The sequence below is a fragment of the Inquilinus sp. genome, from assembly GCF_057815775.1.
This window is the reverse complement of record NZ_JBYRFX010000911.1, coordinates 1-2250: the sequence shown is the minus strand read 5'-3', so window position 1 is coordinate 2250 and position 2250 is coordinate 1. Positions and strand designations below refer to the sequence as shown.

General features: G+C 68.0%; 3 protein-coding genes. 1 reads left to right on the top strand and 2 read right to left on the bottom strand.

Annotated features, from left to right (window positions below; all coding sequences use genetic code 11):
* Together AC3XYG_RS32575 and AC3XYG_RS32570 are read right to left on the bottom strand one after the other, a co-directional pair.
* Positions 1-1016: thioredoxin family protein (locus AC3XYG_RS32575; RefSeq protein WP_489144043.1), on the bottom strand; the 1016-nt coding region annotated here is incomplete at its 3' end.
* Positions 1017-1072: 56 nt separating this feature from the next.
* Complete coding sequence (locus AC3XYG_RS32570; RefSeq protein WP_489144042.1) at positions 1073-1489, bottom strand: organic hydroperoxide resistance protein; 417 nt, start codon at positions 1487-1489, stop codon at positions 1073-1075.
* 144 nt (positions 1490-1633) lie between these two features.
* On the opposite strand from AC3XYG_RS32570, the gene AC3XYG_RS32565 reads away from it, so the two are divergent.
* Positions 1634-2086 (top strand): MarR family winged helix-turn-helix transcriptional regulator, encoded by a 453-nt coding sequence (locus tag AC3XYG_RS32565; protein ID WP_489144041.1) that lies wholly within the window; start codon positions 1634-1636, stop codon positions 2084-2086.
* The last annotated feature ends 164 nt before the right edge of the window (positions 2087-2250 follow it).

The window sequence follows — 2250 nt, the reverse complement described above, 5'->3', positions numbered from 1 at the left end:
CCATCGGCATCCACGTCGGAGCCATGATCGGCCCCGGGGGCGGCGCCGTCGATCGTGACACGGAAGCGGACGGGCCGGCCCTGGGCGGGGGGGGCCAGGACGAGGTGAAGGTCGCGGGCGTGGAAGCGGTAGACGATGCGGCCGGGCGCTTCGTCCAGCGTCGTGAATTCGCCCCCCACCGTCCACACGCCGCCCAGGCTCCAGCGGTTGAGCGACGGCGCCGGAGCGGGCTGGTAGAGGGCGGAGATGTCGGCATGCGCACCGCCGGGGGACGCGAAGCCGCGGCCCTGGTCATAGCCGACATAGGTCTCGCCCGAGCCCAGATCCTGCTCGTCCGGCGCAACCTGTGGGCCCGCGGCAGCGATGGTGGCGGCCGTGCCGGGCATGGGCGTGCCATTGGCCCCCGACAGCAGTTGCTGGATCAGCTTTTCGGACTGGTCGTAACTGCCCTCGCCCAGCACCCGGTCGCGGATCTGGCCGTCGGCGCCGATGAAGTACAGCGCCGGCCAGGCCTCGTTGCCGAAGGCGCGCCACAGCTTGAAGTCATTGTCGATCACGACGGGATAACCGACGCCGAGCGAGGCCGCCGCCTTGGTGACATTGGCCACATTCTTCTCGAAGGCGAATTCCGGCGTGTGCACGCCGATGACCACCAGCCCGCGGTCCTTGTAGGTTTCCGCCCAGGCCCGGACATAGGGCAGCACCCGCAGGCAGTTGATGCAGGAATAGGTCCAGAAATTCACCAGCACGACCTTGCCGCGCAAATCTTCGGCACGCAGCGGCGGCGAATTCAGCCATTGCGGCGCATCGAGCAGCGCCCCCAGCGGGCCGGGCAAGGCCGGCGCCGTGGCGGCATAGGCCGTGGCGCCCATGGCCAGGGTGGTGGAGGACCAGCGGGCCGTCAGGCCGGTACCGAAGCCGAGCCAGAGCGCCGCGCCACCGGCGACCACGGCCGCACCGATGAGGCGGCGCCGGGGGAACACGCCGGCGAGGGAAGCGAGGATGGTGAGCGTCATCGGTGACACCGCCTGAAAGGCAACTGGACTGGGAGGAAGGGCTGTTGCGCGGCGACCTAGATCAGGTTGATCTCGACGCCGACGTTGCCGCGCGTGGCCTTGGAGTACGGGCAGGTCTGGTGCGCGGCCTCGGTCAGCGCCCGGGCGACGTCACGGTCCAGCCCCGGCAGGCTGACGTTGAGCCGGGCCTGCAGGACATAGGCGCCATCCGTGGTGCCGAGATCGACCTCGGCATCGACGGCCACATCGGCCGGCAGGGCGATCTTCATCCTGCGCGCCGCATGCCCCATCGCACCGATGAAGCAGGCCGACCAGCCGGCGGCGAACAGCTGCTCCGGATTGGTGCCGTCGCCCGTGCTGCCGGGCGGCGAGAGCCGGACGTCCAGGCGACGGTCGGAACTGTGGGTCGCGCCCTCCCGGCCGCCGGTGGTGTGGGTCTTGCCGGTGTACAGCACGGTCTCGATCTGGGTCACGACAGGGGTCCTTCTCTAGATAACTCGTGTCCGAATCAATCGGATGCGAGTTATCTAGGGAAGCGGATCCGATATGTCAATCTTCCGATTCAATCGTATCCGATATATATAATCGGAAACACCCCTCGCCCATGAGGCCCGCAGATGACTCCCGCCGACCCGCCGAGCCCCAAGCTCTCCGATTTCCTGTGCTTCGCGATCTATTCGGCCAATCTCGCCTATGGCCGGGCCTACAAGCCGATCCTGGAAGAGCTTGGCCTGACCTATCTGCAGTACATCGCGATCGTCGCGCTGTGGGAGCAGGACAACCAGACCGTCAGCGGCCTGGGCGAGAAGCTGTTCCTGGAATCCAACACCCTGACCCCGATGCTGAAGAAGCTGGAAAGCCTGGGCTATGTCCGCCGGCAGCGCGCTGCCGCCGACGAGCGCCAGGTGATCGTCAGCCTGACCGAAGCCGGCCGCCGCATCCGGGAAAAGGGCCTGACCATGGACCTGGTGGAGGCCTCGGGCCTGACGCCGGAGGAATTCCCGAAGATGCAGAAGGCGGTCGTCAGTCTGCGCAACAACCTGCTGAAGGCGGCGCAGGAGACGCGATAAGCCTTATCCGCGGCCGGGGAAAGGCCCCAGCGCCGCGGCGTGGCGGGCGACGAGGTCGAGGCCGAAGCTGGTCGGCCGCAGCGCCGGCGCCCTGTCGTGCACATCGAGGCCCAGCCGGGCGGCGAACAGGCGCTTGCCGTAGCAGATCAGCGTCTCGATCGACT